This is a genomic window from Kitasatospora sp. NPDC001603 (assembly GCF_040298365.1).
Lineage (GTDB): Bacteria > Actinomycetota > Actinomycetes > Streptomycetales > Streptomycetaceae > Kitasatospora.
In genome coordinates, this window is record NZ_JBEPAA010000028.1 from 20,488 (window position 1) to 40,119 (window position 19,632).

A 19,632-nucleotide genomic window follows, 5' to 3' on the forward strand; every position below is an offset into this window, starting at 1 on the left:
TCGGGAGCCCGCTGCCGGGAGGGAGCCCGGCCGGGCGATCACCAGGGGAAGGGACAGACCCATGGCACGCACCACCCGCACCACCAGCAACCGGTGGCTGGCCGGCGGCGGCAGCGTCCTCGCGGCGGCGGCCGTACTCGCCGTGACCGCCGTGCCCGCCCAGGCCCGTCCGGCCGCGCGCGGCACCGTCCAGGTCAGCGTCGGGGTGAACGGCGCCGGGCCGGACGACCAGTCCTGGAACCGGCAGATCAGTGCCGACGGCCGCTACGCGCTGTTCACCTCGTGGGCGACCAACCTGGTCTCCCAGCCCGCGAAGAGCGGACGCGACGCCTACGTCCGCGACCTGGCGACCGGCCGCACCGAGCGGGTCAACCTGTCCGACGACGACAACGCGCTGGACGGCTTCACCGACTACGCCGCGATCAACGCCGACGGCCGCTACGTCGCCTTCGAGAGCGACGCGGTGAACGTGGTCCCCGGCCTGCCGGTGCCTGGACGCACCGAGGTGTACGTCCGGGACCGCCGCACCGGCCGCACCGAACTGATCAGCGGCGGACCGGTCAGCACCGACACCGACCGGTTCCACGCCTCGTACGCGCCCTCGGTCAGCGCGAACGGCCGCTACGTGGCGTTCGTCTCCAGCCGGACCGACCTCGTCCCGGCCCCCCAGGGCGACGGCGCCTCGCTGGCCAGGCCCTACACCTGGGACTACAACATCTACGTCACCGACCGCTGGACGGGGAAGACCCGCCTGGTGACCCGCGGCGTGGACGGCAAGCCGGGCGACAGCATGTCCCTCAACCCGACGATCAGCGCGGACGGCCGCACCGTCGGCTTCACCTCGCTGGCAGGCAACCTGCTGCCCGCCGACCAGACCCCCGCCGACCGAACCCCCGCCGACCAGACCCCCGCCGACCGAACCCCCGCGCCCGCGGCCGGCGCCGCCGGTCCCGCCGCCGACGTGGAACTCGCCCCGGGCAGCGGCGCGGACCTGCCCCGCGGCGCCCGGCCCGGTCTGGCCCGGCCGACGACCGGTGTCTACTACACGTACGACGTGGCGTCCGGCCGGATCTCCGCCGCCAGCCTCGCCCCCGACGGCACGCTCGGCTACGCGAGCTTCGACGCGACGATCAGCCCCGACGGGCGGCGCGCGATCTACGCCCTGCCCGAGCCCGGCGGGTCGACCAACGGCCACCGGTACCACACCGTGCTGTACGTCCGGGACCTCGGGAAGGGCACCGTCACGAAGATCAGCGGTGGCCTTCCCGGCACCGCCTCGGTCGGCTCCTCCGACCACGGCCGGATCACCGCCGACAACCGCTGGGTGTACTACTCCTCCGCCGCCGACAACCTGGTGGCGGGCCCGCAGCACGCGGGCTGGGACGTCTACCGCCACGATCTGCGCACCGGCCGCACCGAGCGGGTCTCCACCGCGCCGGACGGCTCGCTCGGCAACGGATCGTCGGTCGACCCGGCCGTGGACGCCCGCGGCGACACGGTGGTGTTCGGCTCGACCAGCGGCAATCTGCTGACCGGCCCCGGCGGCCCGGAACACACCGACTACCAGGTCTACGCCCGCACCACCGGGCACCACGGCGACGGCGGCGACCAGGGACAGGAGCAGGGCCGGGACGACTGACCTGCGCCGCCGCTCGGACCTCGGACCTCGGAGTGCGGACGGCGGCGGCCGTGCGGTGGGGGCGGGCCGATCCGCCCCCACCGGAAGGGTGGGTTGCCGAGAGGTGGCGCCCTGTCAACTGCGTTGTACCCGACCGAATGTCACGGTTCCGTCGCCGTCCTGTCCTCATGATTGTGACGCTGCGCATGCCACCATTCGCGGTCGGCCGGTCGTCCTGTGGTGTGTCCGAACACCGTTCAGTACGCGCCACCATCGGGGAGCCACCATGTTCGTCCGCCGCCGCCGTCCGCTGCTCGTCTCCGTCGTGCTCGTCGCCGGGGCGGGTCTCGCGTTGACCGCCTGCGGGCCCGAGAACACCGAAGCGGCCGGCGGCTCGACGGCGCCCGCGACCACCGCGGTGGCCGTGGCGCCCTCCGCGACGGGCGCGCCGGCCGTCGGTGCCCCCTCGGTGCCCGGTGCCACCGGTGCGCCCAGGACGAGCGCGCCGGCCACCGGAGCGGCGTCGCACACGCCGTCCGGGGTGAGCCCGTCGAGCGGCACCCGGCCCGACGGCGGGAGTGCCGGCGCCGCCGCCCGCCCGTGCGCCATCGACAGCCTGGCGATCCACGCGACGGCCCGGGCCGGGGCCCCGACCCAGTGGGTGATCGAGGTACGCAACAGCGGTACGGCCGCCTGCAGCCTGAGCTCCACCCCGGGGGTCGACCTGGGCAACTCCACCGCCGCCGACCGGAGCAAGAACATCAAGCCGGTGCTCGCGAGCGGCACGGCGCGGTTCGCCGTCCCGGCGGGCCAGAGCGCCTACGCGGTGATCGACCTCGACCCGAGCGGTGCCACCACGGGCACCGTCCCCGGCATCAACGAGCTCAACGTGCTGGTCGACGACGACACCAACATGCCGCTCGCCAACACCCGGAACTTCCCGCTCGGCAACGGCGCACGGGTCCTGAACCCGCAGATGGGCATCTACCGGTCCAGCGTGGCGGAGGCGGTCACCTCGATGGCCGCCGCCCCCAACTAGCCGACCCGCCCGGTTCGGCCCGGCTGCCCGGCTGCCCGGCTCGGCTCGGCCCGGCTCGGCCCGGCTCGGGGGAGGGCAGGCGGGGGCCGCCGGGGGCCCCCGCACCCCCGGCCCGGCGCCCGGGCGCGCGCGGGCCCGGCCCGCCGGGGGGGGGGGGCGGGCCGCCGCCCACGGCCGGGGTCACCAGGACCCCGGCCGTGCCCGCCCGCGCGTTCTGCTCACGTGCCCGTCGGGACGGCGGTACCGCGCTCAGCGGCGCGGGTGGCTCAGCGGCGCCGGTCCTTGCCCGTCGCGGGCGGGTCCTCGGGCAGCTCCGCCTCGATCCGCTCCTTGCGGACCGTGCCGGTCACGGTCTCCTGCTCGACGAGCTCCTCGGTGGTCAGCCGCACCCGTTCCACCGGCACGGCCTCGGTCCGGACCACCGGCCGTTCCTCGTGCAGCACGACCTCGTGCTCGGCTTCGCCGATGGGCTCACCGGCGAGTGCGGCGTCCCGGTTGGCCTCGGTGATCGGCTCGCGTTCGACGCGGACCTCCTCGTGGCGCACCGGTACGGTCCGCTGCTGCTGCTCCTCCACGACGTACTTGCGCAGGCGGGCGCGGCCGGCCTCGTGGCGTTCGGTCCCGACGGTCATCCGTTCCTCGGAGCGGGTCATCGCGTCGTCCTGGTCGGCCGCGGTGCCCGCCCGGGCGCCCGTACCCGCGGTGGCGGCGGCAGCGCCTGCCGCGCCGGTGGCCGCGGTCCCGTCCCCGGAGTGGGCCCACCCGCCGTCGCCGGGCTGGTTGGCCTCGTGCCAGGCGTTGTCCCAGGCGATGCCGTAGTGGTCGTACAGACGGTGCTCCTCCTGGGCGGAGAGGTGGTTGCCGCCGTCGACGTCGACGTTGGGCGCGTCCTTGACGGTGGCCTTCGGGTAGGGCACTTCGAGGTGGTCGTCGACGATCCGGGCATCGCGGATCGGGACGAACGACTCGCTCGTCCCGAACCATCCGGTCTTGACGCTCACCCACTCCGGCTTGCCCGTCGTGTCGTCGAGGAACAGGTGGTCGGCCTTGCCGATGCGGTGGCCGTCGGCATCGTGGACCGGGTGGTCGAGGACGGTACGGATCTGCTGTTCGGTGATCATCAGTTACGCCTCCTCCATGGGTCTGAGGAGCGCCTTGCCATCGGGGCCGGGCCGAAACGGCCTCCCGCATGACGTTCGCTCAGCGTCACCGGCCTCATGAACCCGCTTGCGCCACCGCCTGGATGGGGCTGCGGCCGTGGGGGCGACGGAGCGTTGCCGGTGTCGGCGAGCGGGCCCCGGGAACGGGGGTACCCGTGCTGGCGGCGACACGGTGGGTGGCGGGTGGTCGGCGGCGGGAAAGCCTGCGGTTCACCCGTTCGGCCCACCGCCGGGGTCGGTGCCGGTCACCCTCCGGAGCCGGTGGGGAGGACCTGGTCGGGTGGATTCGGGACCGGCCGCCCGAGGGTCTCAGGCCGTGACTCTGGCCTGCGGGTTCGGCCCGTGACTTCGGCCCGTGACTCCGGCCCGGGACCTCGGCCCGGGACTCCGGCCGACCCGTGGGGCACCATCGCCGGTGCGTCCGGAGCCACCGCTGCGGACAGCCCGCCCCCCGCCGCCGGGTGGCCCGGCCTCCGCGTTCCCCGGACTTCGTCCTCGAACCTCCCGTACAGTGCGGTCCAGAGGGTGGGCCCATCGGTCGGCACGAGCCGATCCCGGACATCTTCGCCCCTTCGAGGGGGCGGAACTCCGGACCTTGCTTCGAGACCGGCCCCGGTTCCGGCCGGGACGCCGACGGGGGGAGACGACGTGGGGGAACTGGACGGCAAGGCCGCCCTGGTGACGGGCGGCTCGCGCGGGATCGGGCGCGCCGTCGCCCGACGGCTCGCCGCCGAGGGGGCGTTGGTCGCGGTCCACTACGGTGCGAACCGAGCGGCCGCCGACGAGACGGTGGCGCTCATCGCCGAGGCCGGCGGTGTGGCGTTCGCGGTGCGGGCCGGGTTCGGCGAAAGCGGCGCGGTGGACCGGCTGTTCGAGGGACTGACCGCCGGGCTGGCCGAGCACGGCGCCGACGGTCTGGACATCCTGGTCAACAACGCGGGTGTCCACTCGGCCAGTTCGATCGGGCAGCTCACCGAGGAGGAGCTGGACCGGCTGCTCGCGGTCAACGTGCGCACGCCGATCTTCGTGATCCAGCGGGCGCTGCCCCTGCTGCGGGACGGCGGCCGGATCGTCAACGTGGGTTCGGCGGCCACCCGGATCGCGAGCCCCCTCCAGATCGGCTACACCGTGACCAAGGCGGCGCTGGCCGCTCTCGGCCCGTCGCTCGCCAACGAGTTCGGCCGGCGCGGGATCACCGTGAACACGGTCGAACCCGGGGTGGTGCTGACCGACATGACCGCCGGGTGGACGGGCGCTCCCGAGGCGGTGGCCGGACTGGAGTCGATCACCGCGCTCGGACGGATCGGCGAACCGGAGGACGTCGCCGATGTGGTGGGCTTCCTGGCGGGGCCGCGGAGCCGCTGGGTGACCGGCCAGACCCTCGACGTCTCCGGCGGCACCTACCTCGGCCCGATCCCTGCGGGGTGATCCGCAACCCCCGACGACCGCCGACGGGTTGACACCGGACCGGGCGGGCGGAACATCCACCGGGCACTCGACCCACTTCACCTACTGAGCGGGGCCGGCCCGTTCGTCCGCTGCTTGTCGGGTGCGCGCGTGCGGAACGCTCGACCGGGAGATCCCGGTCGAGCGTTTCGCGGTGGCTGACTCGCCGTCAGTTGGCGGCGAGGAGCTGGAGCGTGTCGATCACGCGGTTGGAGAAGCCCCACTCGTTGTCGTACCAGGCGACCACCTTGACGTGTCGGCCGTCGACGCGGGTCAGGGCCGAGTCGAAGATGGACGAGGCCGGATTGCCCGTGATGTCGGACGACACGAGCGGGTCGTCCGAGTACTCGAGGATGCCGGCGAGCGGCCCCTGCGCCGCGGCGCGGTACGCGGCGAGGACCTCGTCGCGCGTCACGTCGCGGGTGACGGTGGTGTTGAGCTCGACGATCGAGCCCACCGGCACCGGCACGCGGATCGAGTCGCCCGACAGCTTGCCGTCGAGGTTCGGCAGCACGAGGCCGATCGCCTTGGCGGCGCCGGTCGTGGTCGGCACGATGTTGACGGCGGCGGCACGGGCCCGGCGGGCGTCGCGGTGCGGGCCGTCCTGCAGGTTCTGCTCCTGCGTGTAGGCGTGCACCGTCGTCATGAAGCCGTGCTCGATGCCGGCGAGGTCGTCGAGCACCGCGGCCAGTGGCGCGAGGGCGTTGGTCGTGCAGGAGGCGTTCGAGACGATCGTGTGCGCGGCCGGGTCGTAGGCGTCGGTGTTGACCCCGTACGCCAGCGTCACATCGGCACCGTCCGACGGTGCGCTGACCAGGACCTTCTTCGCGCCGGCGGCGAGGTGGGCGCGGGCGGCCCCGGCCGAGGTGAAGCGACCGGTCGCCTCCAGCACGATGTCCACGCCGAGCTCGGCCCACGGCAGCTGCGCGGGTTCACGCTCGGCGAGCACCGTGATGCGGCGGCCGTCGACGACGAGGGCGTTCCCGTCGACGGTCACCGGGCGGCCGAGCCGGCCGGCCGTCGTGTCGTAGGCGAGCAGCCGCGCCAGGATGGCGGGCTCCGTGAGGTCGTTGACCGCGATGATTTCCAGGTCGCTGTCACGTTCCAGCAGCGCACGCAGCACATTGCGTCCGATGCGGCCGAATCCGTTGATGGCGATGCGCGTCATGAGTGGTGTCCCTTCGGTTCACCACCAAATCTCGCGTACGGCGCCCGCTCACGACAGCGGCGTGATTGCCACGGTTCAAAAGGATCACGCCAGCCCACCCGTCCTCGAAGGTGACCCGAGCCGGCCCCCCGGCCGTCGTCCAGGAAGGCGACGAGGCGAGGTCGTGCTCGGCCTTCCCGCCCCCACCGTCGCCGGCTTCGCCCGGGACGGGATCGTCGAAGCGCTCGGCCCCGACCGCTGCGACTCGTCCTCGGATCCTGGGCCTGGACCGGCCCGGCCGCCGCCCTGGGCAGCTTCGACGCCGACCTCGAGGTCGTCGGGCCGCCCGAACTCGGGAGCGCGCTCGCGCACCTCGCCACGCGTTGCGCCCAGGCCGTCGGCGCCTCCGGCCCGCCCCCGGCCGGGGCGCCGTAGACCCGGAACACCCCGCGTGGAACGGCCCGGCCGCTGCTCCTAGGACTGCTGGGCGGTGAAGGTGCGCCGGTACTCGCTCGGCGTCGTGCCGAGGATGCGACGGAAGTGCAGCCGCAGATTGGCACCGGTGCCCAGACCGACGTCGGCGGCGATCTGCTCGATGTGCCGCTCGGAGCGTTCCAGCAGCTCACGGGCCCGGTCGAGGCGGGCCCGCATGACCCACTCCATCGGTGTGTACCCCGTGTCGTCGACGAAGCGCCGCGAGAAGGTGCGCGGTGACACCGCGGCGTGCCGGGCGAGCAGTTCGAGGGTGAGGGGCTCGCCGAGCCGGTGCAGCGCCCACTCGCGGGTGGCGGCGAACCGCTCGCCGAGCGGCTCGGGCACACTGCGCGGCACGTACTGCGCCTGGCCGCCGCTGCGGTAGGGGGCGGCGACCAGGCGCCGGGCCGCGTGGTTCGACGCGGCCACCCCGAGGTCGCCGCGCAGGATGTGCAGGCACAGGTCGATGCCCGAGGCCGCGCCGGCGGACGTCAGGACGCTGCCCTCGTCGACGAACAGGACGTTCTCGTCGACCTGGACGAGCGGGTGCTTCGCCGCGAGCGCCCGCGCGTAGTGCCAGTGCGTCGTGGCGCGCTTGCCGTCGAGCAGGCCCGTGGCGGCGAGCGCGAAGGCGCCCGTCGAGATGGCGGCGAGCCGCGCGCCCCGGTGATGGGCGGCGATCAGCGCGTCCACGACGGCCCGCGGCGGGTCGTCGCGGCCCGGGAACCGGTACCCGGGGACGAAGACGATGTCGGCCCACGCCAGCGCGTCGAGGCCGTGGGCGACGAGGTACGACAGGCCGTCGCCGCCGGTCACCGGACCGGGCGCGGCCCCGCACACCCGCACCTCGTACGGCATGCTCGCGCGGGTCGTGAAGACCTGGGCGGGAATGCCGACATCGAGCGGTTTCGCGCCCTCCAGGACGAGGACGGCGACGCGGAGCAGGCGGGAGTCGGGCACAGGAAGAGGTTACGTGGAGCCGTGACCCCGGTCGGCCCCGGACGCGGGCCGGCCGGCGGCGCACCGGCCGGACGGCCTTCGGCGGTGCGCCCGGTGGGTGCGTCAGTCGCCCTGGCCGGCGCTTCCGATCGGGCCGACCTCCACCGGGGAGCCGCCGCCGTCCGTGACGGGCAGGGCGCCGGTGCCCGGCAGGGTGAGGCTGACCGGCTTCGTCTCGTCAGGCGGGGTCACGACCGGCCCGGTGACGCGAACGCCCGAGCCGCGCCCGTCCCGCCACGCACCCTCGCCCCGGCGCGCGCGGGCCGACCGGCCTCGGCTACCCTGCCCCCTCGTGGACGATCGACCCGAGCCCTCGACCCTGCGCGTCTTCGTGGCGCTGGCCCCGCCCGACGATGCCAAGGACGAACTGGCCCGGGCCCTGCGACCCGCCTACGCCGGGTACCCGCGGCTGCGGTGGAACCGGATCGAGGACTGGCACATCACCCTGGCCTTCCTCGGCGAACTGCCCGCCACGGCGGTGCCGCTGCTGCGGTCGGCACTGGCCGGCCAGGCCGCGTCCCGCCCGGCTCTGCGCCTGGGCCTGCGGGGCGGCGGCCACTTCGACCAGCGCCTGCTGTGGAGCGGGATCGACGGCGACCTGGACGGACTGCACCTGCTCGCCGCCGACGTCCGGAGCGTGATCAGGTCCTGCGGGATCGCGTTCACGGAACGCCCCCTGCGTCCCCATCTGACGCTGGCACGGTCCCGCCGCGACGACCCCACCAGCGTGCCGCAGGCCGCGGCCGGACTCGCCGGGTTCGTGGGCCGGTCCTGGCGGACCGAACGCCTCCACCTCGTCGGCAGCAACATCGGCCGCGGCCCCGGGCCGATCTGCTACCGCGACATCGAGGCATGGCGATTCGCCGCCGCCCGCACCGGCGGCGAGGACGCTCCCAGCGAGTCGTGACCGACGGCCTCGCGGCCGCGGTGGGGGCGGTGGGGGCGGCCGGGGGATCAGCCGCCTCCGAGCGGTGCTCGACCGCCGGCCGAGGCACCGTGCCCGGCGGTGCGTTCGGGGAGGTGACGGGGGGTTGTCGGTGATGACGGCGATCTATCAGTGATCGGTGAGTCGGCCGCTGTGTGATGGGTCAGGTCGGCGCCGCCGTCCGCACACCTCCCCCAGTCGAAGGAGCCACTCGTCATGACCCCCGCACCCCTGAGCCCGCCGTGGGACGTCCACCGGTTGCCGTCCGCCGCCGGCAAGTCCTTCCTGGTCACCGGAGGCAACGCCGGGATCGGCTACTTCGTCGCGGAGCAGCTCGCCGCGACCGGGGCCGTCGTGGTGCTCGGCTGCCGGGACCGGGGGAGGGCGGGTGCCGCCATGGCGGCGATCCGGTCGCGCGTTCCCGGTGCCCGGCTGCGCCACCTTCCGCTGGACCTCGCCGACCTGGCGTCCGTGCGCGGTGTCGCGGACGGCCTCGGGCTCGACCGCCTCGACGCGGTGGTCCACAACGCCGGTGTCGCGCTCGACGACCCGCCGCGGCGGACGACGGAGGACGGTCACGAGCTGATGTTCGGGGTCAACCACCTCGGCCACGTCGCGCTGACCCGGGTGCTGGCGCCCCTGCTGGCTGCGGCGCCGGCCGCCCGGATCGTCACGGTGGGGAGCTTCGCGGCGCGCTCCGAGCGGCTGGACCCGGACGACCTCCAGTCGCTCCGGGACTACCGCCCCGGGCGCACCTACGGCCGGTCGAAGCTGGCGCAGATGTCCTTCGCCTTCGAGCTGGACCGGCGCCTGCGCGCCCGCGGCAGCACCCTGCTCAGCGTGGTGGCCCACCCTGGCGGCGCCCTGGACTCCCTGACCCCGAGCCGCCCGGGGGTGCACGCGGCGTCCCGGGGCACCCGGCTGCGCGCGGTGCCCGCCGGGCTGCTGCTCCAGGGCAAGGACGCCGGGGCGTGGCCGATCGTCCGGGCGGTCCTGGACCCGCGGGTGCGGGGCGGGCAGCTGTGGGGACCCAGGGCCTTCGGCCTGCGCGGCGCGCCGCGGCTGGAGCCCGCGCGGGCCCACATGACCGATCCGGCCGTCGCCGGGCGCCTGTGGGACGCCAGCTGCGACGGGGCCGGCGTCGAGCCCCACCTGGGCCTCCTCTAGACGCGGCTCCCGGTGTGGAAGCGGCTCCCGGTGCTCCGTGCCACCGTCGTGGTCGGCGCCGCCCCGGGAGCCGGGACGGCGGCTGATGGTGCTCACCCCGGCGGACGGGGCGACCGAGCGGGCGCTGCGCCTGTTGATCGCCGGCTACTCGCAGGGCGGCGTGGGCACGTCGGCCCAGGTGCTCAAGGCGGCCCGGACGGCCTGAGCCGCCGGACCGTCCGGACGGGCCCCGCCCGGGCGCTGGTTCGGCCTGTGACGCTCGTGCCGGTGATCCCCGGTCAGCGCCGGCCGGTGGCCAGGGTGACGAGGAACTGGCCGCCGCCCGGCTCGATGTGGGCGGTCACCGGCAGGTCCGGTACCAGCCGGGAGAACCGGTCCACCAGCCAGTCCGCGGCTTCCTGGGCGTCCTGCCTGGTCGGGCAGCGGCCCACCATCTCGCGGCCGCCCTTGCGCTCCAGCCTCGCGGCCACGGCGATCAGCGGCGCGGGCTCGACCACGTACAGGCGGTCCGGCCAGGCGATGACGACCTTGACCGCGCCCTTGCGGGAGTTGCACCCGCGGTGCGCGAGCCGCTCGGCGACCTTGGCCTTCCGGTCGGCGGTCCGGCTGTCAACGCTGGGCCCGCGCGGGTCGTTCACCGACTTGTCGGGGTCGACCGGTTCGTCGCACACCCAGCATCGCCAGCTGTCGTGCTCGGCCACATCATCGAGGAGACTCACCAGAGTAAACTAGCCTGCCCCGCCGCCGCCCCGCGCAGCAGGGCCTCGGCGATCGGGTGGAGCGGCGCCCGCCCCTCGCGCGGGCGAGGCCGCGCCGGCCCGGCGCCGGCCGGTCCCCGGTCCTGCCGGCGTCCGCCACCCGGGTGCGGCGGACGCCCGCGCTCTCCGGGCCGGTCGGAGCCGGTCGGGCCTCGGCCGGAGTCAGCCGGGGCTGAGGAGACAGAACTCGTTGCCTTCCGGGTCGACCAGGATCGTCCAGTGGATCTCGGACTGGTCGATACCGGGGTCGGTGGCGCCCAGGGCGCGCAGCCGGTCCGCCTCCGCCGCGTGGTCGTCACCGCGGTAGGGGCGGAGGTCGAGGTGGACGCGGTTCCACCCGCTCTTCGTGTCGGGGGTGCGGATGAACTCCAGGTAGGGGCCGACGCCTGCGGCGGAGCGCATGGTCGCGTAGTCGTCGGTGACCTCGTGCAGCGTCCAGTCCATCGCCTCGCCCCAGAACCGGGCCATCGCCCGCGGGTCGGCGCAGTCGACCACCACCGCGGCGATCGGCCCGGTGTCCCGGTAGACCGGGCGGGGTTCCAGGACGCAGAACTCGTTGCCCTCCGGGTCGGCCATGACGGTCCAGGGAACGTCGCCCTGGCCGACGTCGGCGAGCGTCGCGCCGAGGTCCCGCAGCCGTGCGACCAGCTCCGTCTGATGGGCCGTCGAGGTGGTGGCCAGGTCGAGGTGCACCCGATTCTTGACCGTCTTGGGTTCCGGCCGGGCAATGAGGTCGATGCAGACGGCCGTGGGGTCGGGGTAGCTGAAGCCGACGGGTTCGAGGTTGGTCACGCCGGGCCCCTCGCTGTCGAGGCCCCAGCCGAGCGCCTCCGCCCAGAACCGGCCGAGCGCGGAGTCGTCCCGGGCCTTCATGTTGATCTGCACAAGTCGGGTTGCCATGCCGAAGATCATAGAAGCTGTCGCGGGCCCGCACCCGAGTGCGCGCGGAAGACCCGTCTCCCCGGCTGCCTCACCGGCCCGCGGCGTGGAGCCCGGCGGTGGCGACGACCGGCCGGACCTTGGTGAGCATCAGGTGCAGGAACTGGTCGGGGTGGCGGAAGGACGCGAAGTGGCCGGCGTCCCTGATCAGGGCGAACTCCTTGACCGGCGCCTGCACGTCGTCGAGGAAGCACCGGGCGCGGTCGGTCGGGTTGAGCACGTCCTGGTCGCCCTGGAAGACGAAGAACGGCAGCTCGAAGCAGGTGCCGTCGGCCCGGTCGTCGAAGCCGGCGGTGTCGGGGAGGATCTGCTCGGAGAGCTTCATCCCCTTGCCGAGGGTGCCGAGTTCGCTCAGCGAGTGCAGCGGGGAGAACCAGAGCGACTTCATGACCACGGACTTCATGGTGCTGAAGGTCAGCGGGTCGGTGGTGGCGGCGATCTTCGCGTAGGTGCCGTACTGCTCGGCGGTCCACGTCCGGCGGTCACGGTCGATCGCCCCGACGGCGGCGAGCTCCTTGCGCTTGCCCGCGGCGCGCAGCCGGGCCAGCAGGGCGAGGTGGTCGGCGTCGTCACCGTCGGCGTCGTGGATCTTCTGGTCCGTGCCGACGTAGGCGCAATAGCGGTCGGGGTACTGGCGGGCCAGGCGCAGTCCGAAGGCGCTGCCGAAGGAGTTGGCGACCAGGACGACCCGGTCGACGCCGAGCCGGGCGCGCACGAAGTCGGTGACCTCGACGGCGTCCTGGTACATCCGGGCGAAGCCGAGTTCGCCCTGGTGGTCGGCGCCGGAGCGGCCGAGGGTCTTGCCGGTGCCGCGCATGTCCCAGCGGACGATCGTGAAGTGCTTCTCCCAGGCCCGGGTACGGGGCCCGTAGATCGCGTTGGAGGCGCCGGGCCCGCCGTGGATCTCCAGGATCACCGGGTTGGCCAGGTCCTCTCCTCGGATGGAGATCCACTGCTCGATCCCGCCGATGCGGACGAACTCCTGCTCGTCGACGCCGTCGGGGGCGGTGATCCGCATCAGCCGGGCGTTCGCGGCCTGCCTGATCCGGCGGTGGCCGAGGAGGAGGGCGACGGGTGTGGCGGCGACGGCGGTGGCGACGGCGGTGGCGACGAGAACGGTGTCGAGCATGGCTGGCTCTCCTTAACTGTGTATCGAATAAGCAATTGAGTTTATGTTATACACAGTTCTGAGGCGTCGTCAACGAGAAGCGGCGGCCGCCGACGAGAGGGAGCGGCCGGTCGACCGGTCGCACGCAGTGAGGAGCCCGCATGGCCGCCGGCAGGGAGAAGAAGCGCGACCCGAAGGTGAGCCTGGCGCTGCTGTGGAATGAGCAGGACCAGCCCCGGCGCGGGCCGAAGCCGTCACTGACCGCTGGGCGGATCGTGGCCGGCGCCATCGAGGTCGCCGACGCCGAAGGCCTGGACGCGGTCTCCATGCAGCGTGTCGCCGCCGAACTCGGCGTCACCACCATGGCGTTGTACCGGTACTTCCCCGGCAAGGCCGAACTGGTCGACCTGATGGTGGACTCCGCCCTCGGCGTACCGTCCGAGGCCGTCGCCGGGTCCGCCGGCTGGCGCCCCGGGCTCACCGAGTGGGCCCGCCAGTGCTGGGCGCTCTACCGCCGCCATCCCTGGATCCTGACCGCCACCGCCATGCGCCGCCAGCTCATGGGCCCCAACCAACTGGCCTGGCTCGACGCCGCCCTGGCCGTGCTGGCCCCGACCGGACTGTCCGCCGCCCAGCAGCACGACACCGTCCTCCTGGTCATCGGCCACATCCGCAACCTCGCCCAGCAACTCGTCGACCGTGACGAGGAGGGGGAGCAGGAGTGGAACCGCCTCGCCGCCGACACCCTCGACCGCCACGCCCACCGCTACCCCGCCCTCGCCGCCGCCATCGCGGCCGGAGCCTTCGCCCCCCGGGTCGAGGACCCGCTGGACTTCGGCCTGAACCGCATCCTCGACGGAACCGCCCTCCTCGTCGACCGGGCCTGACCGCCGCGCCGACCCACCCGACGGTGGTGGGGCGGGCGACGTCGGGCGTGGGCGCTGCTGTCCGTTGTCCGCTGTCCGTTGTCCGTGGGAGGGCCGACGAGAGTGGCAAGGAAGGGGGCCGGGCGGTACCCGGACGACACGGCGTGCGGCCCGTGCCCCGACCCGGCAGGGGCCGGACTGTCGTACCCGCCGTCTAGCCTCGCGGTGAGAGCCGACCGCTGCACGGAGGGACTACGGATGAGTGGCCTGAGCTGGATGTACGGGACGGACCTGCCGCTGCTGAGCGTCACCTTCGCCCGTGACCTCACCGCGCGCGGGCTCCTGGAGCGGATGGGCGCGGACCCCGACACGCTGGCCGAGCGCACCCAGGAGGAGTTCAGGGACGAGTTCGACGACCTCCTCTACGAGGACGACGCCTATGTGGTGACCGCCGGACGGTACGGGGCGTGGGCGTGGGTCTGGGAGCACGGCAGTTGGCTGTGCGTCGAGGACGACGGCCTGCTCGGTGAGCTCTCGGCGGGGACGGTGGCGCTGTCCCTGCACGCCAACGAGAAGCCCCTGGTGGACTTCCGCTACGCGGAGGACGGGCAGCTGGTCACCGGTCTGCACACCCTCCTCGGCATCGAGCCCCGGCACCGCACCGGCCGGGACCCCCACCGCTTCGACGCCGAACTGCGGGCGCTGGGCGCCTGCCCGGACACTGGGGAGACCGGACCGCTGGGCATGCGCGGCCTCTTCTACCGTCTCGCCGAGGGGCTCGGTGCGGGTGTCGACCCCGCCGGTCTCTCCGGTGGGACGGTGCTCAGCGCCCAGCTCCGGCCGCGTCCCGACCGGGTCGCGTGATCCGCCCGGTTCGGTCGCCCGGCGCGGGCTCCTCCGCCGCTCCGCTCGCGCGGGCGGTCCGCCGCCGAGGTACCGGTTCCCGGGAGTGATCATTTAGCGTGTGCTCCCATGGAGAAGGCTCAGGAGTTCGAGGCACACCGGCCTCGCTTGTTCTCGTTGGCGTACCGGCTGCTCGGGTCGGCGGCGGAGGCCGAGGACGCCGTGCAGGACGCCTACCTGAGGTGGCACGGGGCCGAGCGGGAACGGATCGCCGCGCCGGGGCCGTGGCTGGCCAAGGTGACCACCAACCTGTGTCTGAACCGGCTGACGTCGGCGCGGGCCCGACGCGAGGAGTACGTCGGACCGTGGCTGCCGGAGCCGGTCCGGACCGACGGCGGGGCGCTCGGGCCGATGGAGACGGCGGAGCAGCGGGACGCGGTGTCGCTGGCCGTCCTGGTGATGATGGAGCGGTTGACCCCGCCCGAGCGGGCGGCGGTGGCGCTGTGGCGGTGTGGTGGTGGCCGGCGGAGGCGGGCGCCTCGTGCGGTCGCTGCCGCGCGAGGCGCCCGGGTGGTGCGGGCAGTGCGGGTGGGTCGAGCCTCAGCGGAACGCGGCGATGTTGCGGGTGACCCACGCGGCGAAGGGGTGCGGGGCACGGCCGAGGACTCGTTCGACGTCCGGGCTGATCCGCAGTTCGGCCGGGTTCGGGGCGGAGATGATGTCCAGGGTGTCGTCGGCGAGTTCCACCGGGACGAACCGGGTCATCGTGGCCCTGGCCTCCTCGCGGGTGAGTTCGTGGAACCGCAGGGGGGAGCCGAGCACGGCGGCGATCGCCGCCGCCTGCCGACGTGGCGTGATCACCTCCGGTCCGGTCAGCTCGTACACCCGGCCGGTGTGCCGGTCGTCCAGCAGGCAGGCCGCCGCGACCCCGGCGATGTCCACCGGGTCGACGACCGGCACCCCCACGTCGCCGAAGGGTGCGGCGACCGTCCCCTCGGTGCGCACGGACTCCGCCCAGGCCAAGGAGTTGGAGGCGAAGCCGCCCGGACGCAGGACGGCCCAGTCCGGGCCGGACTCCCTCAGCGCGTCCTCCACCGCGCGCATCGCCACCCGTGACGGATCGAGCGGCCTGGTCGCCACGCCCTGCGAGGAGAGCAGGACGACCCGGCGGACCCCGGCGGCCGCGGCCTGGCCGACGATGTCGGCCGGCCTGGCCCCGGCGGCGTGCAGGTCGCCGGACAGCAGGAGGAACAGAGCCTTCGCCCCGTCCAGCACGGGCGCGAGGCTTGTCGGCTCGGCCAGGTCGGCCACCACGTGCCGGACTCCGGCCGGTACCGCCGCCGCGCGCCGCGACACCGCCGTCACCTGCTCGCCCGCCTCGGCCAGCGCCTGCGTCAGCGGTCGGCCCACGTTCCCGGTAGCCCCGGTCACCACGATCATGTTCAGCTCCTGGTTCGTTGTGCACTGCGGCAACTGACGTTAGGAAAGAGGCTTACTTCTCGTAAGAACGTACCCGGAGGTAAGCTCCGGACATGAGGGAAGGCGCGCAGCTGAGGCAGGCCGGGGAAGGCCGCCGGTATGAGGTGTTTCACACCGACTGCCCCGCCCGTGACGTGGTCGACCACGTGACCAGCAGGTGGGGCGTCTGGGTGCTGATCTCCCTGCGGAGCAACGACCTTCGGTTCTACGAGCTGCGCGACAGCATCCAGGGCATCAGCGAGAAGATGCTCGCCCAGACGCTGCGCGCCCTGGTCCAGGACAGCCTGGTCTGGCGGGAGGTGGAGCCGACGACACCGCCTCAGGTCACCTACGGGCTGACCGAGTTCGGCCGCGAGGTCAGCGGGCCGCTGACGGACCTGTTCGACCGGATCACCGAACGGCTGCCTCCCCGCGGCGCGCAATAACGCCCGGTCCCGTCACCCGCCCGCCTCCGCCGCCTCGTTGCGGAGACCGTTGCCTCGCCCGGGGGACCGTTCCGTCACGCCTGACGGTTCACGGGACCACCGTCCGGCCCGGTGTCGGTCCCGGCTGGGATGCTGGCGGCATGGACGACGAGGCACTGCTGCGCGGCCGTGTGTACGGGGCCGACCACGACGACCCGGACCCCGGGCCGCGCCCCGGGCACGAGTACCGGGAACTGGTCGGCGGCCCGCTCGACGGGCTGCTCCTGGACGTCACCGGCTGGGACGCCGAGCGGCTCGACCACGGCGCGGCGCTGGCCACCGAACTCGGCGCGTTCGGTGCCGGCGGCCGCGCCCACTACCGCCGGCGCCCCGCGGACCGGCGCCGCTGGGACTGGCAGGGCGACAGCCCTTGACGGCGCCGGTCCGGTGCGCCCGCCGGGCTGTCCGCCGTCGGTTGAATTCCGGCGAGAAGCATTTTCATACCCTGTTACGGTTGCCTCGGAATTGGCCGAGGGACGGGGTGGTGGGATGTTTTCGGTGGAGGAAGTTCCGGAATTCAAGGTCGCCTGCATGAGGCGTGTGGGACCGTACGGGGCCGGGAACCAGGAGCAGATGGAACGCCTCAAGGGGTGGGCCGCCGCGAGCGGTCTGCTCCGGGACGGCTCGGTCGTCCTCGGGATCGCGCAGGACGACCCGGGGGTGGTCGCGCCGGAGGACTGCAGGTACGACGTCTGCCTCGTCGTGCCGCGGGACACCGGGATCGGCGGGGCCGGAATCGAGGAGGCGTGGCTGCCGGGCGGGCGGTACGCGGTCCGCACCGTGGCCCATACGGCCGAGGCCCTGGCGCGCGCCTGGGCCGGTCTGCTCCCGGCGCTGGCGGACGCCGGATTCCGTTTCGATTCGGCACGGCCGATTATTGAGCGATTTGCTCCCCGCATGGTCGAGAACCACTTGTGCGAGATCTGTGTCCCGGTGACCTGAGTTCCGGGGCCGGACAGCGGCGGAAGGGCCCGGTCAGCGCTCGCCAGGCGGTGGCGTCGGCGAAGCAGTGCCCCCAACGCCGCCCCGCCCGCCTCCGGCGGTCCACTACTGCTGCCGGGGGGCGTCCATGTGCAGGCGGACGGTGGTTCCCCCGGCGCGGCTGGAGCGGATCTCGACGAGGTCGCAGAGCTGGTGGGCGAGCCACAGGCCGCGCCCGCCGATCTGTTCCGCGGTGGGGCGGCTGCGGCCGGCCATCACGTCGGAGATGTAGCCGGAGTCACGGAACTCGCAGAGGAACGTCGCGTCCTGGGCCCAGGTGCGCAGGGTGCCGTGGCCACCCCCGTGGCGGATGCTGTTCGTCGCGATCTCCGTGACGGCGACGGCCAGTTTCGGCAACCGGTCCCGCAGGACACCCGCGTCGGTCGCGCACTGCGTCACCTTCGCGCGGATCGCGGCCATGTCACCCTCTGTGTAGCTCAGTTCCTGGAAGGGATCGCACGGGCCGGCCAGCTCCTCGAAGGCGTACTCCTCGGCGCTCAGATACTCCTCGTTGGCCGCATTCCGGTCGCCCCGGCGGATCATCGGATGGCAGAGCGACAGCGATCGCAGGGCGTCCTCGTCGTCGTCGGCGGCGTCGTAGGGGCACAGCATCGACCAGGTGGCGCTGCGCGCGAAGGCCCGGTTCAGCAGCCACTCGTGGTACCGCAGCTCCGAGAGGTGCGCTGTGCTGCGCGCATGGCGCCAGGCGGTCTCACCGATGGCCCGTACCGGCCTGCCGCCTTCACCCCGCTCGGTCATCCAGGCCGACCAGGCCGCGATGTGCCGACCGGGATTGGGCCCGGCCGTCGTCGTGTCGACGAAGGTGACGGCGGGCTCGTCGACGAGTTCGCCGCGCAACAGCGAGGTCTTGTCCGAGGGGACCGCGACGACCACCGCCTCGTCGGCCTCCAAGGCCTCGTGGATGAATCCCAGGGTCCCGGACAGGAACTCCGCGTCCCCGCGATAGGGGTACAGCTCGTGGCGGAACGGGCTCTCGCCCCGGTCGGACGTCGGGGGTACGGTCGCGGTCATGTCGCCATCACCACCGGCAGGTCGGCGGCCGCGTAACCCGCCAGCTCCCAGCAGAGGTGCACGGTCTCGTTGGCGCCTTCCACGACGATCCGGCGGCCCGGCAGGTGACGGGCCGCTTCGACCAGAGCCTGCATGCCGGCAGCGTCGATGAGCTCAAGATCGTTGAACCCCAGCTTCACCATCGGCGAATTCCTGACCGCGGCGCGGACCGCGGCATTGAACGCGGCCGCGCCCTCAGAGTCGACCACGCCGTCCACGCTCCACCTGTTGGCGCCCGTGCTGAACATCCGAAAGGACGGACGCGCAGCACGTGTGCCCACCTCGTGAGGATGCATGCACGCCACACCGTCCAGGGTAGTCCGGTCCCACCGCGACGGCCGGAACGCGCACACCACCATGGCGCCGCTCTCCGAAGCGAACTCGTCGAGTTTGAGCTCCCCGGCCAGTAGTTCCTCCGCCCCGGAGGCGGCCGTCGGGGGCATCCGCTCGGTGAGGACCCGTACGGACCGGAAGCCCTCGCGGGTCGCGGTGTGGACTTCCCTGCGCACCGCGGCAAGCATCCTGTCCATGTCCATTGCGTCCGGCAGATCGAGGACCACCGAGGTGGAAGGACTGCCGTCACGCTCGATCCCGGCGGTGCCGTGGGAACCGATGACCACGACCTTGTCCCCGTACAGGGCGCCGTCCGCCAGATAGGCCCGCGCGTCGGCGAACGTGGCAGCGGGGCCCATCCGCCAGCAGACGTGGTCACCGAGACCGACCTCGTCCAGTGTCGCCAAAGCCCGCGCCGCTCTCACCCCGCCCCCTTCCCAGGTCACCCCCGCCAGCAGTGATAGGAGAATAACGTTTCCCGGCAGATGCCCGGCTGTTTCGGGCGGCCGGAGTGCGGTCTACGCCTGCCCACCAGGGGCGACACCAACCCTCCCACGTCGGAGTTCGTCCCGCGAGGACGACCCGCCCCGTCCGCGATGGAGGGCATGGGTGACTCACCACGGTCGTATTGCGGCTGGGAGAGTCCGATCGCCGTTCGCAACAGTGAGAGGGGGTGTGCCATAGCTGATGCCTCGAGAATGATCACGACGATGCCGGGTGGGCCTGTCGGCGCCTGTGTCGGATCCTGGGCACCGCGTTGACCGGGCACGAGAGATCGAGGCACCCCCGGAGGCACGACCGCGGCTCTTGCCCAC

At 73.5% G+C, this 19,632-nt stretch carries 19 protein-coding genes and 2 pseudogenes; 11 read left to right on the forward strand and 10 right to left on the reverse strand.

The genetic code is table 11. The features are described from left to right. Nucleotides 1-61 precede the first annotated feature (61 nt). Both ABT263_RS19005 and ABT263_RS19010 read left to right on the forward strand, forming a co-directional pair. Nucleotides 62-1,639: a TolB-like translocation protein gene (locus ABT263_RS19005; RefSeq protein WP_352291502.1), complete on the forward strand. Its 1,578-nt coding sequence runs from the start codon at nt 62-64 to the stop codon at nt 1,637-1,639. 265 nt (nt 1,640-1,904) lie between these two features. Beyond that, nucleotides 1,905-2,657 carry a DUF4232 domain-containing protein gene (locus ABT263_RS19010; protein ID WP_352291503.1) on the forward strand — a complete coding sequence of 251 codons (753 nt, stop codon included), beginning with the start codon at nt 1,905-1,907 and terminating at the stop codon, nt 2,655-2,657. Nucleotides 2,658-2,923: 266 nt separating this feature from the next. On the opposite strand, the gene ABT263_RS19015 is transcribed toward ABT263_RS19010, so the two are convergent. Beyond that, a complete protein-coding gene (locus ABT263_RS19015; protein WP_352291504.1) occupies nt 2,924-3,778 on the reverse strand; it encodes a PRC and DUF2382 domain-containing protein in 855 nt (284 codons plus the stop codon). A gap of 687 nt (nt 3,779-4,465) precedes the next feature. On the opposite strand from ABT263_RS19015, the gene ABT263_RS19020 reads away from it, so the two are divergent. After that, nucleotides 4,466-5,245 carry an SDR family NAD(P)-dependent oxidoreductase gene (locus tag ABT263_RS19020; RefSeq protein ID WP_352291505.1) on the forward strand — a complete coding sequence of 260 codons (780 nt, stop codon included), beginning with the start codon at nt 4,466-4,468 and terminating at the stop codon, nt 5,243-5,245. Between the two features lie 187 nt (nt 5,246-5,432). On the opposite strand, the gene gap is transcribed toward ABT263_RS19020, so the two are convergent. From gap to ABT263_RS19035, 3 genes and pseudogenes are all read right to left on the reverse strand, one after another. Continuing rightward, nucleotides 5,433-6,431 (reverse strand): type I glyceraldehyde-3-phosphate dehydrogenase, encoded by a 999-nt coding sequence (gene gap, locus ABT263_RS19025; RefSeq protein WP_329491662.1) that lies wholly within the window; start codon nt 6,429-6,431, stop codon nt 5,433-5,435. 453 nt (nt 6,432-6,884) lie between these two features. Then, a complete protein-coding gene (locus ABT263_RS19030; RefSeq protein ID WP_329491663.1) occupies nt 6,885-7,844 on the reverse strand; it encodes a GlxA family transcriptional regulator in 960 nt (319 codons plus the stop codon). A 102-nt stretch (nt 7,845-7,946) separates the two neighbouring features. Then, nucleotides 7,947-8,114 (reverse strand): annotated as a pseudogene (locus ABT263_RS19035) (DUF4232 domain-containing protein); the annotation flags it as partial. A gap of 61 nt (nt 8,115-8,175) precedes the next feature. Between ABT263_RS19035 and thpR the strand changes: the two are divergent. Together thpR and ABT263_RS19045 are read left to right on the forward strand one after the other, a co-directional pair. Then, entirely contained in the window at nt 8,176-8,790 is a 615-nt protein-coding gene (gene thpR, locus ABT263_RS19040; RefSeq protein ID WP_352291506.1) for an RNA 2',3'-cyclic phosphodiesterase, read from the forward strand. Nucleotides 8,791-9,024: 234 nt separating this feature from the next. Beyond that, nucleotides 9,025-9,975, forward strand: a complete 951-nt coding sequence (locus ABT263_RS19045; protein WP_352291507.1) for an SDR family NAD(P)-dependent oxidoreductase — start codon at nt 9,025-9,027, stop codon at nt 9,973-9,975. Nucleotides 9,976-10,253: 278 nt separating this feature from the next. On the opposite strand, the gene ABT263_RS19050 is transcribed toward ABT263_RS19045, so the two are convergent. From ABT263_RS19050 to ABT263_RS19060, 3 genes are all read right to left on the reverse strand, one after another. Continuing rightward, complete coding sequence (locus ABT263_RS19050; protein ID WP_329491668.1) at nt 10,254-10,694, reverse strand: hypothetical protein; 441 nt, start codon at nt 10,692-10,694, stop codon at nt 10,254-10,256. A 201-nt stretch (nt 10,695-10,895) separates the two neighbouring features. Continuing rightward, the gene (locus ABT263_RS19055; RefSeq protein ID WP_352291508.1) at nt 10,896-11,633 is read right to left on the reverse strand and encodes a VOC family protein; all 738 of its coding nucleotides are present in this window, start codon (nt 11,631-11,633) and stop codon (nt 10,896-10,898) included. A 70-nt stretch (nt 11,634-11,703) separates the two neighbouring features. Beyond that, nucleotides 11,704-12,801 (reverse strand): alpha/beta fold hydrolase, encoded by a 1,098-nt coding sequence (locus tag ABT263_RS19060; RefSeq protein ID WP_352291509.1) that lies wholly within the window; start codon nt 12,799-12,801, stop codon nt 11,704-11,706. Nucleotides 12,802-12,941: 140 nt separating this feature from the next. On the opposite strand from ABT263_RS19060, the gene ABT263_RS19065 reads away from it, so the two are divergent. The 3 genes and pseudogenes from ABT263_RS19065 to ABT263_RS19075 all read left to right on the forward strand — a co-directional run. After that, nucleotides 12,942-13,667, forward strand: coding sequence for a TetR/AcrR family transcriptional regulator (locus ABT263_RS19065; protein ID WP_352291510.1), 726 nt, complete (start codon nt 12,942-12,944; stop codon nt 13,665-13,667). Between the two features lie 237 nt (nt 13,668-13,904). Beyond that, complete coding sequence (locus ABT263_RS19070; RefSeq protein WP_352291511.1) at nt 13,905-14,510, forward strand: DUF6461 domain-containing protein; 606 nt, start codon at nt 13,905-13,907, stop codon at nt 14,508-14,510. A gap of 108 nt (nt 14,511-14,618) precedes the next feature. Next, nucleotides 14,619-14,993: pseudogene (locus ABT263_RS19075) on the forward strand (sigma factor); the annotation flags it as partial. A 96-nt stretch (nt 14,994-15,089) separates the two neighbouring features. Here the strand turns inward: ABT263_RS19075 and ABT263_RS19080 are convergent. Beyond that, nucleotides 15,090-15,929 carry an SDR family oxidoreductase gene (locus ABT263_RS19080; protein ID WP_352291512.1) on the reverse strand — a complete coding sequence of 280 codons (840 nt, stop codon included), beginning with the start codon at nt 15,927-15,929 and terminating at the stop codon, nt 15,090-15,092. 92 nt (nt 15,930-16,021) lie between these two features. Here ABT263_RS19080 and ABT263_RS19085 point away from each other — a divergent pair, with 92 nt between their 5' ends. From ABT263_RS19085 to ABT263_RS19095, 3 genes are all read left to right on the forward strand, one after another. Continuing rightward, a complete protein-coding gene (locus tag ABT263_RS19085) occupies nt 16,022-16,393 on the forward strand; it encodes a winged helix-turn-helix transcriptional regulator (protein ID WP_352291513.1) in 372 nt (123 codons plus the stop codon). A 140-nt stretch (nt 16,394-16,533) separates the two neighbouring features. Further along, complete coding sequence (locus ABT263_RS19090) at nt 16,534-16,806, forward strand: hypothetical protein (RefSeq protein ID WP_352291514.1); 273 nt, start codon at nt 16,534-16,536, stop codon at nt 16,804-16,806. A gap of 115 nt (nt 16,807-16,921) precedes the next feature. After that, nucleotides 16,922-17,374 carry an AraC family transcriptional regulator gene (locus tag ABT263_RS19095; RefSeq protein WP_352291515.1) on the forward strand — a complete coding sequence of 151 codons (453 nt, stop codon included), beginning with the start codon at nt 16,922-16,924 and terminating at the stop codon, nt 17,372-17,374. Nucleotides 17,375-17,479: 105 nt separating this feature from the next. Here the strand turns inward: ABT263_RS19095 and ABT263_RS19100 are convergent, their stop codons facing one another. Together ABT263_RS19100 and ABT263_RS19105 are read right to left on the reverse strand one after the other, a co-directional pair. Beyond that, nucleotides 17,480-18,445, reverse strand: coding sequence for an anti-sigma factor RsbA family regulatory protein (locus ABT263_RS19100; RefSeq protein WP_352291516.1), 966 nt, complete (start codon nt 18,443-18,445; stop codon nt 17,480-17,482). Further along, nucleotides 18,442-19,224 carry an MEDS domain-containing protein gene (locus tag ABT263_RS19105; protein ID WP_352291517.1) on the reverse strand — a complete coding sequence of 261 codons (783 nt, stop codon included), beginning with the start codon at nt 19,222-19,224 and terminating at the stop codon, nt 18,442-18,444. The genes ABT263_RS19100 and ABT263_RS19105 overlap by 4 nt, the downstream gene beginning before the upstream one ends. Between the last annotated feature and the right edge of the window lie 408 nt (nt 19,225-19,632).

Coding starts and splice junctions, on each gene's coding strand:
- ABT263_RS19005 (WP_352291502.1), top strand. CDS start 62: ATGGCACGCACCACCCGCACCACCAGCAACCGGTGGCTGGCCGGCGGC.
- ABT263_RS19010 (WP_352291503.1), top strand. CDS start 1,905: ATGTTCGTCCGCCGCCGCCGTCCGCTGCTCGTCTCCGTCGTGCTCGTC.
- ABT263_RS19015 (WP_352291504.1), bottom strand. CDS start 3,778: ATGATCACCGAACAGCAGATCCGTACCGTCCTCGACCACCCGGTCCAC.
- gap (WP_329491662.1), bottom strand. CDS start 6,431: ATGACGCGCATCGCCATCAACGGATTCGGCCGCATCGGACGCAATGTG.
- ABT263_RS19045 (WP_352291507.1), top strand. CDS start 9,025: ATGACCCCCGCACCCCTGAGCCCGCCGTGGGACGTCCACCGGTTGCCG.
- ABT263_RS19055 (WP_352291508.1), bottom strand. CDS start 11,633: ATGGCAACCCGACTTGTGCAGATCAACATGAAGGCCCGGGACGACTCC.
- ABT263_RS19060 (WP_352291509.1), bottom strand. CDS start 12,801: ATGCTCGACACCGTTCTCGTCGCCACCGCCGTCGCCACCGCCGTCGCC.
- ABT263_RS19065 (WP_352291510.1), top strand. CDS start 12,942: ATGGCCGCCGGCAGGGAGAAGAAGCGCGACCCGAAGGTGAGCCTGGCG.
- ABT263_RS19070 (WP_352291511.1), top strand. CDS start 13,905: ATGAGTGGCCTGAGCTGGATGTACGGGACGGACCTGCCGCTGCTGAGC.
- ABT263_RS19080 (WP_352291512.1), bottom strand. CDS start 15,929: ATGATCGTGGTGACCGGGGCTACCGGGAACGTGGGCCGACCGCTGACG.
- ABT263_RS19085 (WP_352291513.1), top strand. CDS start 16,022: ATGAGGGAAGGCGCGCAGCTGAGGCAGGCCGGGGAAGGCCGCCGGTAT.
- ABT263_RS19090 (WP_352291514.1), top strand. CDS start 16,534: ATGGACGACGAGGCACTGCTGCGCGGCCGTGTGTACGGGGCCGACCAC.
- ABT263_RS19095 (WP_352291515.1), top strand. CDS start 16,922: ATGTTTTCGGTGGAGGAAGTTCCGGAATTCAAGGTCGCCTGCATGAGG.
- ABT263_RS19100 (WP_352291516.1), bottom strand. CDS start 18,445: ATGACCGCGACCGTACCCCCGACGTCCGACCGGGGCGAGAGCCCGTTC.